18 protein-coding genes and 1 pseudogene are annotated in these 22654 nt (G+C 44.0%); 8 read left to right on the top strand and 11 right to left on the bottom strand.

What is annotated here, in order from left to right; translation table 11 throughout:
• Positions 1-78: 78 nt before the first annotated feature.
• Positions 79-1326, bottom strand: a pseudogene (locus tag AB4589_RS11445) (lipase family alpha/beta hydrolase).
• A gap of 840 nt (positions 1327-2166) precedes the next feature.
• Between AB4589_RS11445 and AB4589_RS11440 the strand changes: the two are divergent.
• Genes AB4589_RS11440 through AB4589_RS11430 form a run of 3 tightly spaced genes read left to right on the top strand, consistent with a single transcriptional unit; the run spans position 2167 to position 5523 of the window.
• Positions 2167-4263, top strand: coding sequence for a protein-disulfide reductase DsbD family protein (locus tag AB4589_RS11440; protein WP_372100499.1), 2097 nt, complete (start codon positions 2167-2169; stop codon positions 4261-4263).
• On the top strand, positions 4260-4787 hold the full coding sequence (locus AB4589_RS11435) for a protein disulfide oxidoreductase (RefSeq protein ID WP_009847199.1): 528 nt from the start codon (positions 4260-4262) through the stop codon (positions 4785-4787). Before AB4589_RS11440 ends, AB4589_RS11435 begins: the two co-directional genes overlap by 4 nt.
• Before the next feature lie 10 nt (positions 4788-4797).
• Positions 4798-5523: a DsbA family protein gene (locus tag AB4589_RS11430; protein ID WP_372100497.1), complete on the top strand. Its 726-nt coding sequence runs from the start codon at positions 4798-4800 to the stop codon at positions 5521-5523.
• A gap of 505 nt (positions 5524-6028) precedes the next feature.
• On the opposite strand, the gene AB4589_RS11425 is transcribed toward AB4589_RS11430, so the two are convergent.
• A complete protein-coding gene (locus tag AB4589_RS11425; RefSeq protein ID WP_372100535.1) occupies positions 6029-6160 on the bottom strand; it encodes a hypothetical protein in 132 nt (43 codons plus the stop codon).
• 261 nt (positions 6161-6421) lie between these two features.
• On the opposite strand from AB4589_RS11425, the gene AB4589_RS11420 reads away from it, so the two are divergent.
• Positions 6422-6901, top strand: a complete 480-nt coding sequence (locus tag AB4589_RS11420) for a hypothetical protein (RefSeq protein ID WP_372100495.1) — start codon at positions 6422-6424, stop codon at positions 6899-6901.
• 140 nt (positions 6902-7041) lie between these two features.
• Here AB4589_RS11420 and AB4589_RS11415 read toward each other — a convergent pair whose 3' ends face one another.
• The 5 genes from AB4589_RS11415 to AB4589_RS11395 all read right to left on the bottom strand — a co-directional run bounded on the left by AB4589_RS11415 (position 7042) and on the right by AB4589_RS11395 (position 14731).
• Positions 7042-9195, bottom strand: coding sequence for a TonB-dependent receptor (locus AB4589_RS11415; RefSeq protein ID WP_372087839.1), 2154 nt, complete (start codon positions 9193-9195; stop codon positions 7042-7044).
• A 604-nt stretch (positions 9196-9799) separates the two neighbouring features.
• On the bottom strand, positions 9800-10756 hold the full coding sequence (locus tag AB4589_RS11410; protein WP_372100493.1) for a GntR family transcriptional regulator: 957 nt from the start codon (positions 10754-10756) through the stop codon (positions 9800-9802).
• Between the two features lie 281 nt (positions 10757-11037).
• Entirely contained in the window at positions 11038-13035 is a 1998-nt protein-coding gene (gene fhuB, locus AB4589_RS11405; RefSeq protein ID WP_372100491.1) for a Fe(3+)-hydroxamate ABC transporter permease FhuB, read from the bottom strand.
• A complete protein-coding gene (locus tag AB4589_RS11400) occupies positions 13035-13946 on the bottom strand; it encodes an iron-siderophore ABC transporter substrate-binding protein (RefSeq protein WP_372100489.1) in 912 nt (303 codons plus the stop codon). The genes fhuB and AB4589_RS11400 overlap by 1 nt, the downstream gene beginning before the upstream one ends.
• A gap of 17 nt (positions 13947-13963) precedes the next feature.
• A complete protein-coding gene (locus AB4589_RS11395; protein WP_372100487.1) occupies positions 13964-14731 on the bottom strand; it encodes an ABC transporter ATP-binding protein in 768 nt (255 codons plus the stop codon).
• Positions 14732-14883: 152 nt separating this feature from the next.
• On the opposite strand from AB4589_RS11395, the gene AB4589_RS11390 reads away from it, so the two are divergent.
• On the top strand, positions 14884-16089 hold the full coding sequence (locus AB4589_RS11390; RefSeq protein WP_372100485.1) for an MFS transporter: 1206 nt from the start codon (positions 14884-14886) through the stop codon (positions 16087-16089).
• A 101-nt stretch (positions 16090-16190) separates the two neighbouring features.
• Here the strand turns inward: AB4589_RS11390 and AB4589_RS11385 are convergent, their stop codons facing one another.
• Positions 16191-17906 (bottom strand): amidohydrolase, encoded by a 1716-nt coding sequence (locus tag AB4589_RS11385; RefSeq protein WP_372100483.1) that lies wholly within the window; start codon positions 17904-17906, stop codon positions 16191-16193.
• Positions 17907-18228: 322 nt separating this feature from the next.
• Here AB4589_RS11385 and AB4589_RS11380 point away from each other — a divergent pair, with 322 nt between their 5' ends.
• Positions 18229-18747: a lipocalin family protein gene (locus tag AB4589_RS11380; RefSeq protein WP_017101593.1), complete on the top strand. Its 519-nt coding sequence runs from the start codon at positions 18229-18231 to the stop codon at positions 18745-18747.
• Positions 18748-18845: 98 nt separating this feature from the next.
• On the opposite strand, the gene AB4589_RS11375 is transcribed toward AB4589_RS11380, so the two are convergent.
• Together AB4589_RS11375 and AB4589_RS11370 are read right to left on the bottom strand one after the other, a co-directional pair.
• Entirely contained in the window at positions 18846-19220 is a 375-nt protein-coding gene (locus AB4589_RS11375) for a hypothetical protein (protein ID WP_372100481.1), read from the bottom strand.
• 70 nt (positions 19221-19290) lie between these two features.
• A complete protein-coding gene (locus tag AB4589_RS11370; RefSeq protein ID WP_012604433.1) occupies positions 19291-19596 on the bottom strand; it encodes a monooxygenase in 306 nt (101 codons plus the stop codon).
• A 156-nt stretch (positions 19597-19752) separates the two neighbouring features.
• Between AB4589_RS11370 and AB4589_RS11365 the strand changes: the two genes are divergently transcribed.
• Positions 19753-20664 (top strand): LysR family transcriptional regulator, encoded by a 912-nt coding sequence (locus AB4589_RS11365; protein WP_372100479.1) that lies wholly within the window; start codon positions 19753-19755, stop codon positions 20662-20664.
• Positions 20665-20682: 18 nt separating this feature from the next.
• On the opposite strand, the gene AB4589_RS11360 is transcribed toward AB4589_RS11365, so the two are convergent.
• Positions 20683-21297 carry a TetR/AcrR family transcriptional regulator gene (locus tag AB4589_RS11360; RefSeq protein ID WP_004736309.1) on the bottom strand — a complete coding sequence of 205 codons (615 nt, stop codon included), beginning with the start codon at positions 21295-21297 and terminating at the stop codon, positions 20683-20685.
• Between the two features lie 236 nt (positions 21298-21533).
• Between AB4589_RS11360 and AB4589_RS11355 the strand changes: the two genes are divergently transcribed.
• Positions 21534-22649, top strand: a complete 1116-nt coding sequence (locus AB4589_RS11355; protein ID WP_371727332.1) for an efflux RND transporter periplasmic adaptor subunit — start codon at positions 21534-21536, stop codon at positions 22647-22649.
• The last annotated feature ends 5 nt before the right edge of the window (positions 22650-22654 follow it).

Below are 22654 nucleotides of genomic sequence, written 5' to 3'. Positions count from 1 at the left end.
GTCCTAACCTCTCCTTAATCAGCATCTGCTATCAGTAATACTTGAGGTTGATTCACCCATATCCAATACGCCCAGTATTTACTCCTGTTCGGTTCTCAACCAAAACTCAGAAAGATCTTCAAACAAGTCGTCGTTGTCTAAGATACTTAAATGATTTTCGTCGTACCCGAAAATTTGGTCGGCGTTTAATTGAGCTGGACGCGAAAGCTGGCTTGATAGGTCAATTACGCCATCATTACTGTTGGTATTAAATAACTCCCCTGAATTGTATCCAAACGCTAAAAAGTGCGGGGTATGGTTTTTAGTTTTACTACCAAATAACTCGGCGATAAATTTTCCGTCTGGATTTAAATCTACTCAGGCTGGCATCACGATAGGGGAGTATTCAACTCCTTGCTTGGCAGATGCCACACCCCCAAACGGGGAAGATATGGTGGTGATGCTACTGACAAAATTGCACAACTGCCCGATTTGGCACTGACGAACACTGTTTGTCACGATAAGCCCACCCATGCTGTGTGCCACCACGTGTAATTGTTGGATCTTGTATTCCGTCACTATGGTATGCAGCAGGTTATTTAAGCCTTTCGAACTTAAAACCAGAGATAAGCCAGAAGGGTAGTTGAATACCCATATTTGGTATTTAGATTGATCGATTTTTTCGATTAATGGAGCAAAATCTAAAGCGGTTGCGTTGATACCATGTACAAATAGGATAGGGATTTTAGTTGGGTCGTATTCCGACAAAAAGTAGAGTCCAGCATTCCCTTCAAAAAAGAATGTTACTGGCTGCCACATGCCAAGCTTAGCGTTTTCTCGCTTAAAGGGCGGATCCGTTAAACTCACAACAGTGCCTATATCGACAAGATCCAATTCCACTTTCAGTAAAGAGGACAGTGAGTGATTAACAAAGGCTCTGGGCGCTTTGTTTTCGTCAATGGCGAGTGAAATTCTTACTGTAGAATTGTCTTGGTGATCATGCAGATTAACGACACTGAATGGTTCGTCAGCTTGTAGGGTTAAATCTTGGTTTTTATCATCAAAGACAAGTAGGTAGTGTATTTTTCTAGATAGCTGCAATTGAATACTGTCGCTATCTATTATGCCGTCGTAGCCATCAACTTCGCTTTTATTGATATCTTTTATCTGTTGAATAACGACGGCTGAGCCCGACGCTGGTTCGGTCAAAATGATTTGGTACTGGTCGGTATAGGCATCAATTGCGTCTATCTCATTAGATAGATTTCTAAAATTACTGCACCCTGATAGCACTGAACTGAGTAACAATGCTGAACTGAAAAATATTGCAGTAAGTAATCGCCTCATTCCAATTTCATCCCCATATCAACAAGCTTCGTCATTCAATCAATAATTTTTATACATAAACAAACAGCATGAGTTTAATACTAGCAAGAAAACAGAGAGTTAGGTCATACGTTGTTCTTGAGCATGTATTGTCTTGGTCCGAGTTTACTTAGTTCACGCTGCTCGACCGCGGTATGGCTGATGTCGATTGTCTTTTCGATACTGATTGTCTTTCCGACCCTGATTGTTGGTATATGATTTTTACGATTCTCAATCGCTTTGATTCATGAAAATTATCGACATTAAGAAAAAAATTGAACTTTATTATTTTAGTTAAGTCGTATTGCTACGTTTACCATAACAAGACATCTGCAGTTTAGATATGATCTCAAGTCGAAACACACATCAGCTAACTCGTAGCGCACTATTATTAGTGGGTTGGGTTATCTGTTTCTGTCTCGCCAGTAATATGAGTTTTATCCAAGGCTGCAAAGTAAATTATGACAACAGTGATTCTGCTATTTCTACTGCCGTGCAGGCAAACAAGATTAGCGATAGTGGCGTTTTTATTGATGGGGCATCTCAATCCCAAGACGGCCAATCCGTCCAAAAATGTGAGTTATCAGAACACCTGATAAACTTTGATCACCACCAAGTCAATGATCAAGCTATATTCACGTACTTCATACTCGTTGTCGTCGTATTGTGGTTGCTAAGTACTGTCCCGTATTTCCCTCCCTTCACTGAGCCAATCCTCCACAAAGGTAGGCGCATCCATCTCAAGATCTGTGTCTTTAAAGAATGAAAATAAGAGCGTTTAACTAACACTCATATTATTCATTTTTTAAGGAAAAATTAGACATGCCTAAAAGCAAAATGTCATTGCGCTTTGTTGTGCTTTGGCTATTCGTTGCGTTGTGTTCAACATTCACTGTGAACGCAAGTGCGAGCGAATCGATGACTCCTGTTACAACGGGTTGGATGCAAGACAAGTTACATCCGTATGTAGAAACGCGTTTTGTCATGACAGGACAAATTAATAAAGAAGATAAAACCGCGGCGGGTTATCTGGAAGTGAACCTTTCTGATGAATGGAAAACTTACTGGAGAAGTCCTGGCGAAGGAGGCATTGCGCCCAAAATTAAATGGGCTGACTCTAAGAACGTTTCGCAACTGCAATGGTTTTGGAAGTTTCCTCAACGCTTCAACTTGCTCGGCATAGATACGCTAGGCTACAAGCACAACATCATCTTTCCGATGAATCTTCATATTGATGATATGAACAAACCTGTTGAGCTCCATGCAGTGCTGACGATGTCTTCATGCACCACCATATGTATTCTCACGGATTTTGACATCAACTTGGTGTTTAACCCAAGTGAGATGACCGTGAATAACGACGCGATGCTTGTCTACGCAAAAGCAATGAGCGAAGTGCCGAAAGACTCACCGCTTGTAGAGGGCACATCTACGATTTGGGATGCTCACAAGTCGCAACTTCAAGTTATTGCTACACATCAAATTGGTTGGACTGCACCCGATATAATCGTGGATGGTGATTCAGATGAAATGCAAGATGCTGAATTTGGTATTCCTCACATTGAAATTGAAGGTAACCAAGCCATTGCGACTTATGACGTAAGCAGCTGGATGGGCACACCCGATCTCAACAACCAACACATTCGTGTAAGCATCAAAGACAAAGACTTCATCACAGAATACCCAGCCACCGTTACCAACGGCATAGTGGGTAATAGCTCTATGATAAGTATGGTGCTTTTGGCGCTATTAGGAGGGTTGATTCTCAATATCATGCCCTGTGTATTCCCTGTACTTGGAATGAAACTGAGTGGGGTTATTTCTGCTCAAGGCATGGCAAGAAAACAGGTTAGGTTCCAATTCCTTGCATCTGCGAGTGGCATCCTCGCATCCTTCTGGTTAATCGCCACTTTCTTGGCTGTGTTAAAAATATCAGGCAGCGTTATCGGTTGGGGAATTCAGTTCCAAAACGGTTGGTTTATCGGTGGGATGTTTATCGTCACAGCCCTTTTCAGCGCCAACATGTTAGGGCTTTTCGAGATCCGTCTTTCATCGAATACCAATACGTGGATGGCAACCAAGGGAGACAGTAGTTACGTCGGACACTTTACACAAGGCATGTTCGCAACGCTATTGGCTACGCCATGTTCTGCTCCATTTCTTGGGACAGCCGTTGCATTTGCTCTTGCCACGACTATCCCGACGATGTTTGGTATTTTCACCGCACTTGCCGTTGGTATGGCACTTCCATGGATCATCGTTGCTGCATTCCCATCGATAGCTTTGGCTCTGCCTAAACCAGGAGCATGGATGAACCGTGTTAAATACCTGTTCGGCGGAATGATGCTAATCACTAGCGTTTGGCTCTTTAGCTTGCTTCGACCTCATGTCCCTCAATTGTGGCTATACGCAATACTGGCGGTCAGTGTTTGCCTATTGCTTGTCAGGTTGGTTCAAGTGCATGGAATCAAGACTGCGGGTGCTGTTGCCTTGCTGCTGTTGAGTGTTATCTCTGCCTCGTTATTTGTCGAGAAGGCAACATCCAAAATTCTGCCACCAGAACCTGAGTGGGAAGCTTTGTCGACCGTAGCCATTGATGATCATGTTGCTAACGACAAAGTAGTTTTCGTTGATGTTACCGCTGATTGGTGCGTGACTTGTAAAGCAAACAAGATCGGGGTTCTCTTACAAGATCCTGTTTACAGCGTATTGACTGAAGGTGATGTAGTGCCGATGGAGGGCGATTGGACAGTCCCAAGTGATAGTGTCACGTCATACCTACAAGATCACAACCGTTTCGGTGTTCCGTTCAACATGGTTTATGGCCCTAACGCTCCGGAAGGTATTGAGCTTCCTGTCATCTTAACCAGTGATGCGGTGATGGAAGCCATTGAGAAAGCAAAAGGTGGTGACGAATGATGAGAAAAAAAGCTAAGGCAAAACCTCAGTCCAAAAAGCAGAAGTTGAGATCGGCATTACTGTATACCTTGTTCGCATTGGTCGTGGTCTTTGGTGTTGATTATTGGCGTACAAAAGACGTTCCAATGCAGAACGTTCCGCCAATGGTTGGGATGTCGTTATCCGGTAAACCGATAGATGTAATAGAGATGAGTAAGAAAGAGCCGGTATTAGTTTATTTTTGGACGACATGGTGCGTCGCCTGCAAATTTGTGACGCCAGTGGTTGATTGGTTTTCATCGAGCTATCCCGTCGTTGGTGTATCACTGACTTCGGGTAAAGATGAAAGAGTTCAACGCTATATGAATGCTAAAGGGTATAGCTACGACAACATTAATGACACTCAAGGTAAAATTGCACGCGATTGGGGAATCTCCTTAACGCCAACACTCATTGTTATTAATGATGGAAAAGTAACAAGTGTTACTTCAGGAATTACTACGCCAATAGGTATCGCAGCCCGACTTTGGTTAGCTAAGTATTAATGGGAAAAATATGAAATTCATAACAAAAAGCATCATCACACTATTGGTTACTCTGGCTTTCTCACCCGTCACTTTCGCAATGACAAAACAAGAAAAAATTGCCGAGATAACGCAAATGCTAGAAACGAACGAAGGTATTATCGATTCAGTTCACGACAGTCTAGCTGCTTACATAGATCAACAAAGTAGCTTTGATAAAACGTTAGTTGAGAGTCATGACTTTATTTATAACAACCCACATCACCCTTGGTATGGTTCCGAACATCCAAAACTGACGATCGTAAATATGACTGATTTTAGTTGCCCGTGGTGTAAAAAATTAGACCCTGTTCTTCGAAAAATAGCGGATGAGTTCCCTAATGACATCAAGGTGATAAATATTTATATCCCTCTAAAGGAGAGAGATTCGCCATTGAACTCAGCAACTTTTGGACTCAATGTCTGGAACAATGACAAAGAAAAATACAAAGCAGTTGAAGAGATGTTGATCAGTAAGCCTGGTATTCACAACGTTCGTTCGATAATGAAAGTAGCGAAGAAGAACAAAGCCACCGATTATGTTTCTTCAGACAGTGAAATAGCGATTGAAGTTGCTGAAAACTATAACTTATTTACGAGGCTGGGTTTTCGGGGTACACCAGCGATGCTAATTGATGGAACATTGCTCCCCGGCTACTTGCCATACGAAAAACTATATCCAATAGTAAAGGCTAAGCTAGAAGAGAAAAGTAAATAGAATAAATTTACGATAACTTAATTATTATCTTTGATGGATAAAAAGCCCTATTGATTAGGGCTTTCTATCATTTAAATATTAATTGTAAAAGTAGATTACAAATTAATAAACAATATACAACGCAGCTAGTCCAAATATGCCTAGAAAACTCAGAACACCACATGTCGAGTACAACAACAGTCTCATTGTTAATTCCTGATTACAAAAAATGATTAATAGTATTTACTTTTATAAATTGTCTTATGTGCAATTTAAGGGCGTGGGGTTGACAAGGTTATATTAAAATAGCACCTCCAGATAAATTATCACTTAACATTTAGTTAGAGTTTCCCATGCTGAAATAATTCCCTTTACTCTTTGTTTTTTAAGAAGTAATTAGAGGTTGTTTATTTTTAATTTTTACAGGTTTATATTCCATTTTGTTTCTTGTGTGGTTGTTATTTGGGTGGGTAATACGTGAATGTAAATTGATTCATAGAGTGGGAATTAACTCGAAAAATGGAAACTAACTCGTAGAATGGAAGTTAATTTCTTTAATCTGGGTGATCAAGTTATCCTCGATGAGGACTGATACGCTCTCGATTAAGTTGTTATCAACACCGTTAAATACGTTCACGTTAGTGATTAGCTTTTTCATAGTCTGCACCTTTTGGAAATGAGTGTGTGTCGCTGATGGAGTCATCATATGGGGGCAGCATTTGAAGAATGGCCATTTGGTGACAGTGATGAATTGGGTGTGTTTTTGCTATTGCTATAAGAGAAGGAAGGGGGATTTCTGTCGAATCATTAATTTGAATAATGATTATTGGTGGTGTCACAAAATGGTAAGTTTTGCTCCTTTTCGAGCGCTAAGATGTATTTCAAATCAAGGCGACTTATCAAATTAGAGAGAGACAGAATGACTAAATCAGACAAAGTTTACGGGTTCAACACACCACAACGTCTATTTGTAGGTTACACGTTAGCTGTGCTGGTGGACTTAGTGGTACTTAACTTTTTCGATGAGTACTGGGACTTCGTCAACATTGAGTCTTTCACTATTTCTTTGATAGCAGCGTTATTACTGCAGTTATTGTTGAAGCTCTCTATTGGCTTAGAGCACAAGATTGCTGAGCACTTCAAAAGTAAACCGGGTACCGCGCCTAAGGTTTATCGCGCCATCACGACTTACATCATCTTGGTGGGTTCAAAGTTCGTGATGCTAGAAGCGATTAACCTTCTGTTCGGAGATACGGTGAGTTTTACAGGCCCTTGGGGCGGTGTAGTGGCGTTCTTCGCCGTGGTATTTACGATTCTGATTGCTGAAGTAATTGTATCGAAGATCTACTTTGCGCTTGATGATAAACAAGAATCAAACTTGAAAGAAAAGACAGCTTAAGCATAAGTAGAGTTAAACATAGGGGAGTTCGGAATGAACCCTCAATTGAAAAGGGTTGGCATGTTTGCCAACCCTTTTTGTCTTTTAGCTATCCCACACTTTAGAGTAAGCGACTAATTCAGCCTATGCAGACCGATTAATTAGTACTTAACTTGGTAGTTCAGAGTGTAAGTACGGCCGCGGCCTTTGTAGTCATACGCTGCTGAGTCGTAATGAGACGAGTAAAGGATTTGAGCACGTTGACCCCAAACAGTGGTGTAGTCTTTGTTCAGTAAGTTTTGAATACCAAAACCTAGACTACCGACAGGAAGCTGATACGTACTCACTAGATCAAACACGGTGTAGCCATCAAGTTTGTTTTTGTCGTCTTCGTAATCAAACATAGTTTGGCTTTGTACTTTTACAGATAGGTCTGTGTCATACCAACCTGCCCAAGCACTTGCTTTAGAAGTACTTGCACTTCCTGCAGATACATCTTTCCAACCGTCGTTACCTTTCACTTCAGAGGTGACGTAGTGACCAGAAGCGCCCAGTTGAATGTTGTCATGTACCCAGTAAGAAGCCATCGCCTCTAGCCCGTACACTCGCTTTTTGTCATTGATGTTTTCAATCAGCAATGTCTTTCTGTTGTACTTCACTGATTTGTCAGATTGTGAGTAATAAGCCGCGGTTTGCAAGCTTAGCTCGCCAGTATCAAGGCGGTAACCTAACTCGAAACTGTTGGTTTTGATACCAGACATTTTTGAGTCATTAACATTGATGCTGTCGTTGAGTTTCCAGTGATCACCAACGAGCTTGTAGCTGCCTTGTCCGTAGTATTTAGCTGGGTCTGCAAGGTCGAAACCTTGCGAGAAGTTTGCCCAAACTTGAGACTCGTTATTAAGGTGGTAGATCGTACCTAGGTTAAATAAGCCAACACCGTAATCAGTTTCACCACCTGGTACTGCGTCTGCTGTTTTGCCTTTACCAGCAGCAATTTTCTTCTGCTGGCTGTAGCCGACAAAATCATCAATCTTGTTAGAGATGTATTGGTAGCGGAATCCACCTTCCACCGTCCAATCATCGGTGATCGCATAGTCAGATTGCACAAAGCCCGCGATAGAGCTGACTTTAACACCGGCATAGCGACCCACTTGTGCATAGGTCTTGTTGACTAAGTTGCCTGAATTGTTCGCAATGGTGCGATCGTAAAGCGCTTGATTGCTATCAAGCTGATCTTGATACGCATCGATACCATAAACAATATTGAACTTATTGAAGCTCTTAGCCAGTGCTGTTTTTAATGAAATAACATCGGTAATTTGTTGACCAGAAGATTGGAAGTAAGGCGTGTAAGTTTGGTCTTCTTTACGGTATGAAGCTTCAGCAATAAACTGATGCCCAAGGAATTGATCATCGACGTAAGAGGCACTCAGCATGATGCGCTCAGTTCCGTGTTCGCGATCCGAGTAAAACCCTTTACGTACGTCAACAAAATCGCGCCCGGTGATGTATAGACCGTAAGGAGAGTTTTGCTGGCTATCGTAATATTGTGCTAGGAAGTTGAGCTTTTTGGTCTCAGACAGGTTCACGCCGACAGTTGTCAGGAAATCTACCGTCTTGTTGAACTGCAGTGAGCCTTGTGAAATGTCAGGAGTAACAATATCGCCATCTGCATCGAATACACCTTGTGTCTCGGTGTAAACCACAGAAGAGCGAGCTTGAACTTTGTCGTTACCGCCAGAGATAGATTGACCGACTTTGTAATCGAAATCTTCACCTGAATTAAAGCCCGATGAACCACCGACATAAGATTCGAATTCTAACTCTTCACCTTGTGCTTTTTTGGTGATGATGTTGATGACACCACCAGAAGCACCGGCACCGTAGATAGACGTTGCACCCGATAACACTTCGATGCGATCAATGTTAAATGGGTCGATTGAATCTAAGTGGCGGCTGATTTGGCGAGAGGATTGCAGTGATACGCCATCGATCATAACGAGCATCTTACGGCCACGTAGATTCTGACCATAGTTAGTACGAGCGCCGCTGCTTACATCTAAAGAGGGAATGCTCGCCGATAGAATTTCACCTAATGATTTACCGCCACGGTATTCCTGTTCGATTTTATCTGCGTCGATGTACCAAACTGTTCCCGGAATATCGCTGATCGCTTTAGGCGTTCGGCTTGCGACAACCACCATGTTTTCTTCGGTTGTGTATTCTTGTGCTTGGGCTGTAAACACTGTGCTTGCTGCGACAATCGCTAGCGTAACGGTGGAAAGCTTGAAACTTCCTTTTTCGGTTTTCATTTTGTTCTCAATCTTGATCAATAAAAGGCTGCACAAAGACTCATATTTGTGCGATGACTTTGTTTTTTATAAGTAAACAAGCGTTCATCTTTACTGGTTAGTAATAAATGAAGCCTCCTAAATTAGAAAAGAGGTTAACAGTGGTCACTTACTTATGGCCCCAAACATACTCATCTCGATATCTTTCAAGCTTGTATACGTTCGCATTCACGCCACCTAAGCGGTTACTACTTCTATAGTTAAAGTACGAAGTATTATCGTTAAGTTTATCAATTCTAAATAAGAATCATTATTATTGTGTTTTTGTTGCGAAAATACAATATGAAAATGCAATTTTATTTTATAGATTTGGAAACACTTGTTTGCCGAGGGGGTTAGTCACTCGGGCGGAACAGAGCCAGTGCCTTGTTCCGCAAGTGTTTAAGCGGGTGTGAACCATATAATTCAGAAGGTGTGAAAGTGCAGGTATTAGGGCCTGTTGATCTTTTGAACAAAATTTAACAACGAAAGGTAAACAGGCCCTCGTGTGTTCGTGAAGTCAGAATGGTATTTTCGATGGTAGAAGGACACGATAAGGGCAGCCATGATTTGACTGCTCACGTAGTTAACTGTTTTTTGCCATGATGCTGTTGATTAAGCTTTCTCGCTGATCCATAGAGACCGTCATTACGTCGTTGTAGGTGCGTTTCATGACTCGAATGTCATTTTCCAGTAGCTGAGCTAATTTTGTCGAGGCCGTTTGGTTGTCACCTTCTAGCACCAATTCGATGATCTCTAGGCGACGCTGGCACGATTTAGTGACCGAAGATTGAATGTGCATCGAGACGAGATCGGTCGCTTTACGTAGGCGATTATGTTGTTGCATGGTGCTCAATAAGAAGCGATTTCCTGAACATGCGGCAAGTTGCTCGTGAAACTCGGCACTGAGGCTAAAGAGTTGACTGGCGTTGACAGATTCTGGGGCGTTAATCGCTTGAGCATGGCGATCTCGGCAGCTTTCAATTGCACTGTTATCAAGTGTCCATGTTGGTTCGAGTAGGCCTGCAGGCTCGAAAATGAGTCGACAGCGATAACTTTCGGTGTGTCTTTCTAAGGTGTTCAACACACCATCAAGCTGCCATTTGTATCCTGGACTGCGACGAAAAATACCATCGCTTTCTAACAGGCGCAGTACGCTTTGCATCTCACCACGGTTGGCATCATAACGTTGTTGCAGGTCTTTCTCGGAAAACGACTGACCTAACTCACTAAAAAATAAATCCATGAGTACGCGCAGGTATAATTGTTCTTGGCGAGGTTGTTGGTCGTTGTCTTGGCCTGAAATTTCGATATCTGCCGCATCGGTTTGTAATACAGACCCTTTATAAGGGACGACTTTAGTGATGCCTTGCGCTGACAAGTGTTTTAGCACCGCTCGAATAGGGCTTCTTGATACTTCGAATTGCTGCGCCAAAGATGATTCATTTAGGCTGCTTCCCGCTTTCGCGTTGTCGGCTTTTAGCCTCGCGATGACCTTGAATAACAAATTTTGTTGGAGCTTTGTAATTGTCGTTGTGTCCATGACGCTCAGAGTATGTGTTTAATCTTGATTCCATGGTAAACACAAAAAGGCTTAAATACCATAAATTGTGTTTTTGTAACCAAAAGACAATGTTAATCAACCTATTGCAATGGATAGGTTGGTTGGTAATTTAGCGGTTCGTTGGGAATTGATCGGTTAGTGATAGCTTTGTTGGCAAGTGTGTTGATGAGTGGGTAAGAAGAGAGCCCGCTTAAAGCCTCGACTTCAAATAGAGGCTTCAAACGGGGCTTTAAGCGGAGAAAGTGACTTCTCGTGTGTGCTTATTTTCTCATTAGATAGAGGAAGTAGCCGCCACCAATCAGAGAGGCTAATAGACCTGCAGGGAACTGCCAAGGGAACCATAGCGTACGACCAATCCAGTCGGCAGCAACCATGATGATAGCGCCTAATAATGCTGCAGTGAGCATTTGAGGAATCGCGCGATATTGGTGAAGCGAACGCGCCATGTGCGGCGCCAATAATCCAATGAAACTTAATGGCCCAATGACGATGGTGCACAGAGTTGTTAGTGCCGCGACAAGCAAAAGCAAAGCCAATCGAACAGCGGTTGTATTCATACCTAGGCTGCTTGTGGTGACGTCGCCTAAGTTAATCAGCTCTATCCAGCGATTCAACGACAGCGCCACTGCACTGATGATGGTAACCCCAACGGCGAGCAAAATGACATCTTGATTCGCGACTAAATAAGTCGATCCTGAAAGCCAAGTGAGGAGCGCGGTTGCATTCTCATTACCCGAGCTCATTGTGATGCGCAATAGAGCGTCGAGCCCTGCACTTAGCGCGATGCCCGTTAACAAGGTTTGCGTTGGGGCGAAATTGTGTTTTCTTCCCATCAACCAAACCACGGCAGTCACTGAAGTTGCGCCGAGTGTACCAAGCAGCATTTGCTCTTCTCGGCCGACTGCAGTGCCAAATAGTGTGCCGAGCACTAACGCCAGAGCAGCCCCTGAGCTGATCCCCAATACTTCGGGGCTCGCCATTGGGTTGTTTGAGATGCGTTGAATAATCGTGCCTGCAAACGCAAGCCCGATCCCTGCCAATAGCGCGACTAATACACGCGGTAGACGTAGATCGAATAGCGATGGGTTGAGTTCAAGATTCCAGCCGAACTGGTTTTTACCTACTGTAAGGGCAAGAACACACATTGCCATCAATAGTACTGACATCGCGGCAAGTACTTTACGCGTACTGACGAATTTGTAGTGCTCAATGGTTTCACTGCGGTTTTTGAGATCGGACTGCAGCTTGGTACGTTGCAGTAACCACAATAAGAAAGGAGCACCCAGTAGCGCCGTCATTGCGCCGGTAGGGAGCAGTTCGCCACCGAAGCCAGAGAAGGGCTGAATCACTAAATCCACAATCAATAGAATGAAGCTGCCTACCAACCCGCTGACCAGAATCTGTTTCGCGAGTGCTCTTACACCGATAAGCCTAGCGATAGCAGGAGCCACAATGCCAACGAATCCGATTAAGCCTACTTCACTGACTACGGCTGCAGTAATAAAGATCGCCAACGATAAGCAAAGCAATTTGATTTGTTTGATGTTTACACCAAGCGAAGTGGCGACATTATCGCCAAATTGCAGCGCTGATAATGGACGCTGTAAAACCAGTAATAACAGCGTCGGGATCGAGACTAAAGGTATGAGAACCTGCACGCTCGACCAATCATTCTGATTCAGTACACCTGCACCCCAAACAAAAATACTGGTAAGCCGTTGTTCATGCAGCATGAGCAACATGGTGTTGAGTGAGCCTAAAAATAGGCTGACCACCATACCGGCTAACACCATGTGTAATGGTGAAAAGCCTCGTGCAGAACTTAAGGTAAAAACTAAGCCTGTTGCAAGGCAGCCCCCAATGAAAGCGGGAATAAACCCTGGGATAGCTAGGTTAGCAGGAATTAAAAGGATCCCTAATACCATGCCGAGTTCTGCGCCCGCAGCAACACCCAATGTGGTAGGTGAGGCAATGGGGTTACGCAGTACAAATTGCATCACACACCCAGCGACTGCCAGTGCAAAACCACAAATGAGAGCGACGGTAAGCCTAGGTAAATAGGTGAGGTGAGTAATCAGATGCTGATAATTTGAAGAATCAAAGTGAAACAGCGTATCCCAAATCAAGCCAACCCCTTGCGAGTAAGGAGCGGTAATTTGCAGTAGCGAGCTGATCAACAAAACAGCAGCGACAGGTAGTGCCGCTGCCTTGATACTGAATCGCCCGGTGACGGTTTTTTCGATCTTTGCGGTAGCCATTATTTTTGGATAAGCAGTTCGGTAATGTGGTCACTAAACCTTTGAGCGGCGATTAGCCCACCGAAGGTCCAGATGGTAGGAAGTTCGTAAACGGAGTCTGTACGCGTAAACGCCATCGCTTGCCAAAGAGGAGATTGAGTCAGTTTCTTATGCTCTTCTTCCGTTAGCGGGCCAAAGATCATCACATTCGTCTGTTGGTGTTCAGCGAGCCTTTCAGTACCTGTAGTGGTAAAACCCCAGAGGTTTGTCTGCTCTTGCCAGTCGTTTTTAAGACCCATGCTGCTTATGGTGGCTTGCGCTAATGAACCTTGGCTATGAATGCGTAAGGTTTTGTCGTTGATAAAGCGTGCAAAAATCAGTGGTTTGTCTGAGTTGCCTGCGGCACGTATTTTTTCACCATTATCGCTTAATCTCTTGTTTGTCTCATCAATCACTTGTTGGGCGCGTTGTGCTTTGTTAAATAGCTTGCCTAAAGAGAGGATAACCGAAGTTGCGGATTCAAGAGGTTGTTTCTTTTTGCTGTAGACACTGTAAACCAAGACAGGTGCGATTTTATTGAGCTGGTGGTAGGCCGCCGCCATATGCTCACTGATTAAAATGACGTCAGGTTTGAGTTCTGTTAGTAGCTCTAGGTTTGGTTCTCTTCGAGATCCCACATCTGTCACGTCTGCATTTAACGCAGGTTTTACCACCCATTGCTGATAACCTTGTGCGTCTGCCACACCTTGCAACTCAACGCCTAGGCTTAATACGGTTTCGGTGAGTGCCCAATCTAAAGCCACCACTTTTTTAGGTGTAGCATCGAAAGAGACACTGCCCATTTCATGTTTGACTTCTAGTGCGTGAACGCTCTCTAGAGCAAGGGCGTTGAAAGCTAATACTGTGAACAGCATGGTGATGAACTTTTTCACAACAGGTTCCTTTTGATTTAAGGGATGTAGCTGATAGGTTGCCCTGTCTCAGGGTGTTTAAAGAGCGCAAGCTCCATTCCGTAGATTTGCATTAGTGTTTCTGGCGTCATCAAATCTTTAGGCGAACCGGAAGCAATCACTTTCCCAGAATGAAGCGCAATCAAATGATCACTGAATTTGGCGGCCATGTTCACATCATGAAGCACCATGATCACGGTTAAGCCGAGTGACTGATTAAGCTCTCTGATTAAAGCGAGCAATTCATGCTGGTGCGCGACATCGAGTGCTGAGGTTGGTTCATCAAGCAAAATACATTGGCTTTGCTGAGCAAGCAGCATGGCGACCCAAGCTCTTTGTCTTTCTCCGCCGGAAAGTGTCGCGACAAATCGGTCAGAAAAGGCGTTAAGGCCAACTTTCTCAATCGCTTCGTCTACGATGGCATAATCATCTTTGCTGTAACGTCCAAATGCGCCTTTCCATGGATAACGGCCAAAGCAAACCAGTTCACGAACGGTCACGCCATCAGTAATCGGTGGGTGCTGCGGCAGGTAGGCGACTTGGTGTGCAAATTCAAGGTTACTGTATGAGGCGAGTGGTTGCTCATTGAAGAAAACGTCACCTTCTGTTGGCGTGTTTTGTCGACTTAACAGTTTAATGAGTGTCGATTTGCCACATCCATTATGGCCAAGCAAGGTGGTGATCTTCTTTGGTTCAAAGGTCAAAGTCGTTGGCGAAAGGATTTTCTTACCGTCGATTTCGAACGAGGCATTGGTAAGTGTGAACATAATGCAATATGAAGTTGAGTTATGGGCTGCTAGCCGCTAATGTAACACAGTGAAATCAAAATGATAATTATTCGCTAAATCAATCTATTTATCATTGTAATGTGCTCGTGCCCACTACGAACCTACCAACCTTATCTAGCGCCTTCGAGTTTATGTCTGTGATACAAAATAAAAAATTTCAACTATTGGCTATTGGTCTTGCTTCGGCTCTTATGGGAATTGGGCAAAACGGCTTACTCGTTTCCCTGCCTTTTCTTGTGGAACAGTCTTCATTTAGCTTGCCTACGTGGTCGATTCTTATCGCAATAGGAAGCATATTATTTCTGCCATCTGCGCCGTTTTGGGGAAGGCAGAGCGACAAATATGGCCCTAAAAAAGTAGTCATTCAAGCACTGATAGGCATGGCTATCAGCTTTGCTTTGTTGTGTTTTTTCGCCATGTTTAGCAAACAGGGGCAGGCATTCGTGTTTTGTTTGATTGGGCTGGTGGTCGCGCGAATTATTTATGGTTGTACGGTGTCTGGAATGGTGCCTGCGAGTCAGCATTGGGCGATATTATTGTGTGGTGAGAAGAACCGTTTACAGGCTATTACATCAGTGAGTCTTGGCCTAAGTGTTGGTCGATTAATTGGGCCTTTGGTCTCCATTTTAGCGTTAAAGTTATCGCCTTTTGCTCCCCTGATCGTGATGATCTTTTTGCCGTGTGTTGCTTTACTTGTCACGATGTTGTTACCGACCCCTAAAGAAGAAACTCGGAAGGCTGAAGGAATAGGGCAAGCACCTTGGTTACCGAATAAAACATTACTGCCTTTTTTATCTTGCGGGTTGTTGTTGTGTGCCGCAGTCGCGTTGTTGCAATACAGTTTTTCTCCACTTATCTATTCGATCACCCGTTGGCCTACCGATCAAATAAGTGACACGATCGGGATTCTTTTGACTATCAGTGCTGCCTGTACTTTTGCTACTCAACTCTTGGTTATCAAAAAAGAAAAGCTGACACCGTTTGTTATGTACCGTTGGGGGGCATTGGGTTTGCTTGTCGGCTTTGGAGTGTTCTTGATTCCCAGTATGTGGGCGTTAGCTGTGGCGATGGTACTGACAGCGATTGGCGCAGCGTTGCTTGTTCCTGCTTACACGTTGTTTGCCACTGAAAAGCAAAGTGGTACACCGGGCGCAGCCGCAGGGTACATCGCTATGTCTCATACTCTAGGCTATGGCGTCGCTTCATTACTTGCGTTTACTTCAACCTTGAACCCTCAGTATCCCATCTACTTATGTGGGCTATTTTCTCTACTGATTTTCGCGACGACTTATGTTGCAAAAATAAAGGGAAATACCAAGCTCGCTGAGCAAGCTTAATCTTATATTTCCCCTGATACTTTTTAGTGAATCAATTGGAAGTGAGCTAACGGATAGCAAATTAACTGGTAGCAAACGGCTTTGTGTCGAACGTTGGTTTGCTAATTTATGTCTTTGAAAGCAGCGTCTTCGAAAACCACATCCCCTCTTAACACTGTCATCAACACCTGAGTCTTGGCTATTTGTCTTGCCGATACTGTAGTGATGTCTTTGTTGAGAATCGCGAAGTCCGCTGATTTCCCAACCTCAATAGACCCCGTGATGTCTTCGATACCAAGGCTCTTTGCTGCATTGAGCGTGTAAGCGTCGATAGCTGTGTAGATATCAGTTAGGCCTGTTTTGCCCATGATTAAGCTATTTGCAATGCCAACTAGAGGGTTGATGTCGTGTACGTTCCAGTCACTGCTCAAGGTGATATTGGCGTCGGTTTTAAGTATCGCGTCTAAGTTCATCATGGCTTTGGCGCGGCGAGCACCAAGGAAGGCTTCTGCCCATTGGTGTTGATGTTTGGCTACGTAATCGGAACCAACTTGGAAGTCCGCCGAGACATTGAGTTGCTTGAAGCGGGGAACGTCTTCATCATTGATTAACTCTATATGAGTTAGGGTATAAGGCTTTTGCGAACCTTGTTTACGCACGCTTTCAATCGCATCTAGTGATTCACGAACGGCACCATCACCAATCGCATGAATATGAGCGCTAAAACCGATTCTATCGAGCGCGGTTAGCCACTCTTTCATCTGTGCTGGTGGAATGTAGTTTAGGCCATTGGGAGACTGTGGCAGATAGGTATCTAAATAGGGCGCGAGTGTTTTTGCTGTACCGTTAATGAAGATGCCATCGCTGTACATTTTTACCTGATCGACGAGCAACAGACGGCTTTTATCATCGGAATACATCTTCTCGAAGACTTCTAATTGAGAGGGTATCGCCATTGATGGGTAAACCCAAGGGCGTAATGACACGCGAGCCGTCAAATCTTGGTTTTGCTCCGCTTCTAGCCAAACGTCGTACCAACCTCGTTTCCAATACATCCGGCCGTCACCAATGGTGGTAATGCCGTGCGCAGCGGCTTCTTCAAGACCGAACATTAACCCTTGGTAGCTTTGTTCAAAGAGCTCGCTTTGGCTGTTCCACGCCATCTCCATAATTTGGTCGCCAGCGTTATCTAATAAGATGCCATTGAGCTTGCCGCTGTCTTGGTCTTTTAAATAAGCGCCACCTTGTGGATTAGGAGATTGTTGGCTTATTCTGGCTATTTTTAAGGCTTTTGAGTTGACCCACATAGAGTGAGAGGTTTGCTCCATAAGCACCACGGGGCGATCAGGGAAGATATTGTCGATGATCTCAAGTGGTGTGTATTCAGAGTCGCTGTCGAGTGTCGACTCAAGAGAAAAGCCATAACCCATCAGCCAGCCTCGACCATTGGTTTCGACATTGATTTTACACGCTTCTAAGTAATGGATTTGCTCTTCTAATGTGGCTTCAGAGTCTAGTTCGCAATTGCCACCCAGCTCTGAGGCGGCTTCAAACACATGGTTATGATTATCAATGAACCCCGGCAAAACAAAGGCATTCTCCAAGTCGATGACATCGGTACTCTGACCTTGAAAAGATTGCGCCTGAGCGTGGTCACCGATGAAGATGATCTTGCCGTTATGGGTAACGATCGAGTCTGACTCGCGATGCCCATATATGTCGGCATTGGTAAAGATCTGGTCTGCGGTTAGGCTTTGAGAAAAAGCCGATGGCACAGAGACTAGGCTAGCGAATAATGCAATCCATGCAGTGCGTGGCAAAGTGAGCTTATTGTTCATTGTTATTTATTCCATGTTCCACTGTTTAGTAAGTATAGAAAGCGAGTGGTAAGAATCATATCGCGGATTTTTAATAATAAAGTGTCCATAGTTGCTCTCCTGATTAAGTTAACTTGCCGTATATTTTGCGGTGACTCCGACTCAATATCGAACATCAATGAAACACCATTGATTCATTCGCAGACTAAACAATTCACATAAGATTCTGAATAAATTACAGTTAGGTGAACTTTAAAAATGGATTTAACGTATTACCAAGGATGTAAGTTTATGTTTTCACAAGGCTTACTCGCATTACTAATAAAAACAAGCCGAGGTTAGGATGAAAAAAATATTATTGCTGCTTAGTGTGATTCTATTGGGTGGTTGCGTGGGCATGCCTGAAACAGTAAAGCCCGTTCAACAGTTTGAATTGGATAGATACTTGGGCAAATGGTACGAAGTGGCTCGTTTAGACCACTCGTTTGAGCGTGGCTTAGATAACATCAGTGCCGAATATAGCTTGCGTGATGATGGTGGCGTTAAGGTGATTAACCGCGGCTATTCGGCGGAAGATGGCGAATGGAATGAGGCGGAAGGCAAGGCGTACTTTGTTGAAGGCAGCGAACAAGGCTATTTGAAAGTGTCTTTCTTTGGCCCTTTCTACGGCGCTTATGTGGTGTTTGAATTGGACAAAGAGGGATACCAATATGCGTTTGTTTCGGGCCCAGATACCGACTACTTGTGGTTACTTTCAAGAACACCAGAGGTTGCACCAGGAGTGATGGAGAAGTTCAAAGCGATGTCTAAAGAGCGTGGCTTCAATACTGATGAATTGATTTACGTTGAGCACGGTAAATAAGCTGAGCGCGCTAGGTTAACGACAGTTGATTGAGAAAAAGGAACAGATGATGAGTGCATCTGTTCCTTTTTTATTGGTTTGGTTTGGTTTTGTATGAACTAGCCTTGTCGACGAGCCTGCAAAACACTGAGTACCGATAGTGAAATGAAGAATGCTGGGTCGCTCCAGCCAAAGCCAACAAAGATTCCTGTAAACGCCGCATACAATGTGATGATAGCGCCGAGCATATTCGTAACCACCAAACCTTGGATGAGCTTTTTAGCTGACAAGCCAGGTTCAATGTCTCTAAGCAGCCAGCTTATTGCAGCGATACCACCCAAAAATATACTGGTGTGTTGAGAGAGAAAGTACGCGTACTTATCATTGATCTCTACGCCGTACATGGGCCACATTACCGTTGGGATAAAAAACAGTGCGATGGCAAACCCTGCGTAAATAATGCCGTGTAGGCTAAGAAAAGTTTTGTTGTTCATTACGTATCTCTCTATTTATTACTTAGCTATTCAGTATCTTTGTTGTCATTCAGCGAATGAACAAGTTTGATTAACCGTTGATTGGGCCTTTATTAATGGTAGTTAATGGCTGATTGACGTCAAAAATCACACCACGCACTTCTTCAACACCCATCTCTTTTAAGCGAGCGCTATGCATCGCTAGGTAAGCCTCTGCACTGAGTTGGTCTTCAAAAAGATAGACACCACCGCCCAGTCTTTCAGCTTCGTTTTCTGTCCAGATTTTCCAGATCATACCCGGTTCGTTGTTAATAGACTTTGCTAGGTCAACGAGTGCGTTTGACATCTCTTCACCAAATGGGCCGCTAAATTCAAAATCAACTTGTAATAATTTCATGGTTATTTCTCCAAACAGTTACTTGGTATTGCGCTGAGACTCATGGTCATTTCGCAAAACATAGGAGGCTTGATTGCCTGTTGAAATAGATATTACCTGTAAAAAACAGACAGAAAAGTTCATAATATAGTTATTAACCGTCAGGATTTTAGACCGATGAGATTGAAAACCACCCTCGACCAATGGCAAACGCTTTACGAGATTGACCGCGCAGGCAGCATTCAAGCGGCTGCATTGCAATTGAATAAGAGCCATACCACGCTGATTTATGCGCTGAGAAAATTGGAGGACCAATTAGGCGTGACTTTAGTTCAGGTTGAAGGTCGTAGGGCGGTATTGTCGGAGGATGGGAAATCACTGTTGCGCCGTGCAAGCAGTATGTTGGAACAAGCTCGCGAGCTAGAGTTGATCAGTGAACAGCTAGCGAAAGGTGTTGAGTCTGAAATTGTGGTTGCTGTTGATCACTTGTGCTGCCTTGAACGCCTTTATCAACCGATGGCTGCATTTTTGACGGAGAACAACACCACATCGATACAAGTGATTGAAACGTCTCTGTCTAAAACAACCGAACTGGTGACTCAAGAACTGGCTGATGTGGCTATCATCAACTTGCCTATTACTAATTACTCAGCCGAAGCCTTTGGTTTTACGATGATGGAGCCAGTAGTTGCTAGCTCACATCCGTTAGCAAGTGCCGTTTCAGTGTCGTTGAATCAACTGTCGTCTTTGCCGCAAATTGTGGTGCGAGATTTAGGTACACGATCTAATCAAGGCACTAAAAGCCAAGGGAACAAACAGGATGTGGGTTGGTTGAAGTCGAGTCAGCGCATTACGGTGGATAATTTCGATCATGCGTTTGGCGCGGTAGAGCAGGGAGTCGGTTATTGTCGACTACCAAAGCACATTGTTGAAAGTCGAGGTAGCGACAAGCTCACTGTGTTGAATGTCGAAAATGGCAGTGGGTATCACGTTCCGCTGCACCTGACTTTACCAAAAGGAGCCAAGACAGGCCCTGCTGCTAAACGTTTCTATGAGTTACTTCTTGAGTCAGCTTCAAATGCGAGCTAACGGTTAAATATTCTAAGATTAACGAGGCTGATTGCCGTTTAAGAATAGCGCGACACATTCGCGAGTGTAGTGAAGTCTTTCTTCTTCAGATTCTCCGCTATCGTGTCCGAAGAATCCCCAATACGCCGATTTGCCGTGAAACATCAACAACAGTTGGCGTGCTGCAATGACTGGCGAGCTTGATGTCGACAGTGTGAGATCACCAGAGTCTATTTTCGACTGCAAATAATCAGCAAGTAACTTGGTGGTTTTCTGAGGGCCAGTTTCTAAATAGATAGAGGCGATCTCTGGATGCGTATTCGCTTGGCTAATGGCATTTTGAAAGGTTTGTCTAGATTGTTCATCAAGTAATAAATCCTGAAACTTCACACCAAATTTCACCAACTCATCACCCACCGCAGCATCCATATCAAAGGCAGCAGGACTGAGTTCTCGCTCCGCACACTTGGTTTGCATGCAGGTTTCGAAAAGTTCGTCTTTGTTTTTAAAGTGAGAGTAGACCGTTTGCTTAGAAACGTTCGCTGCTTTGGCTATCTGATCCATATTGATCTTGAAGCCATGTTCAGAGAAAAGTTGGCTGGCTGCGGTTAAGATCTGCGATCTCTTCTGTTCACTCTTGATGATTTTAGTCACGTGCTTGCTTCTCGTTACTTAGTGTTGTCTCGTTACCTAGTTTGTCTCGTAGCTTGGTGCCTGTTGGTGCTCAGTTCTATGTGTCTCGTTTTACGCTAAGCATTATGCTTTTTGTGATGGTTTTATCAATCATTAACGATGAAACTTATTTTTAACATAATCAAACTAGACAGTCTAGTTTGATTTGGTTAGTCTAAAAAAAGAACATAATTTAGTACCGCATAGGAACAGTACGTATGTATAAATTGATGAAGGGAAGCGCAGTGGCAGTGGCGTTGTCGGCTTTTCTTGTTGGATGTGGCGAAAAGGAACAAGCCCAAGAGTCGGTTGATTCAACCGCTGAAACGGCATCGAGCGTCCAAACCATTTTAACGGTGGAAACGATGGCCTTGGCGCTGTCTTCCTCTTATGCAGTACAACGCGAATATGTCGGTGTGGTTAAGGCGGGTCAACAGGCTAATTTAGGTTTCGAACTGGCGGGCAAAGTAAACGAGATTCTGGTGGATGTCGGTGACACAGTCACAACGGGTCAGCCGTTGATTAGACTGGATACCCAACTTTTGGAAACCGAGTCTAGCCAACTGAAAGCGCAGGCTGAAGAAGTCAAAGCTCAATTGAGTTTGGTGGCTGCGAACCTTAAACGTCAACGTTCATTGAAAGCGAAAGGCTTCAGTGCCGAAGCTGAGATTGATTCGTTAACCAGTGAGCAACGCGTATTGCAGGCGAACTTGCTGCGTATTGATGCCTCGGTAAAAGGCAATCAATTGAAGCTGGTGAAATCGACAATTCGTGCGCCATATTCAGGGACCATCGCAACACGCTTTGTCTCGCTTGGAGATGTAGTGAATGTAGGGAATCCAACTCTTACACTGCTTGCCTCTGAAGGGAAAGAAGCCTTTATCGGTATTCCTGCCCATCAAATGAAAAAGGTTACTTCACTTTCCGCCCCAAGTATTCGCGTCGGGCGAGATGAATTCGCTGTGAGACTGTTGAATCCGGGCGCAATGGTCGACACACAGTCTCGCAGTGTCGGTTTGCGTTACTTGTTTCCTGAACAATCGTCGGTGTTAGAAGGGCAACTTGCCTATTTGAAATTTGATGAGCAGATTGATGACCAAGGCTACTGGGTGCCATTAACGGGTTTGATTGATGGATTGCGCGGTGTGTGGAACATCTTTGTGATTGGTGAAGACAACAAAGTTGAGCGCCGAAGTGTTCAGGTGTTGTTTGCCAACAATCAACAAGCGTACGTGAGTGGGGCGATTGAAGACGGTGAACAAGTGATTGCCAGTGGCTTACATCGTTTAGTTCCTGGACAAACCGTGAAGCCAGCAAGCGTTACTGCTGAATAGGAAAT

Origin of the sequence: Vibrio sp. 10N.222.49.A3, assembly GCF_041475145.1 — a bacterium.
In the GTDB taxonomy this organism is placed as follows: Bacteria; Pseudomonadota; Gammaproteobacteria; order Enterobacterales; family Vibrionaceae; genus Vibrio; species Vibrio tasmaniensis_A.
The sequence above is the reverse complement of the archived record's forward strand: the minus strand, read 5'-3'. Positions and strand labels throughout refer to the sequence as shown.